The 269-nt window shown below is 36.1% G+C and carries 1 protein-coding gene; it reads left to right on the top strand.

Annotation, left to right across the window (positions count from 1 at the left end; all coding sequences use genetic code 11):
* A partial coding sequence (locus KVT27_RS24800) for a nucleoside transporter C-terminal domain-containing protein (protein ID WP_305799940.1) occupies window positions 1-269 on the top strand: 269 nt, incomplete at both ends.

Genomic DNA, 269 nt, shown 5'->3' with positions numbered 1-269 from the left:
AGAAGAAGACGATATTTTAGAATTACAAGAAGACAAGAAACAAACATTCTTTGAAATGTTAGGCGAATATATTATGCTTGGTTTCTCAATCGCTGTAACAGTAGCGGCGATGTTAATCGGTTTCGTAGCATTAATTACAGCAATTAATGGTGTATTCGATTCAATTTTCGGAATCACATTCCAAAGCATTTTAGGATATATCTTCTCACCATTAGCATTCGCAATGGGTATTCCAACATCAGAGATGCTAACGGCAGGACAAATCATGG

The organism is Lysinibacillus sp. GbtcB16, assembly GCF_019091145.1.
In the GTDB taxonomy this organism is placed as follows: Bacteria; Bacillota; Bacilli; order Bacillales_A; family Planococcaceae; genus Lysinibacillus; species Lysinibacillus fusiformis.
Note: the sequence above shows the minus strand (reverse complement) of the source record. Positions and strands in the feature narration are given on the sequence as shown.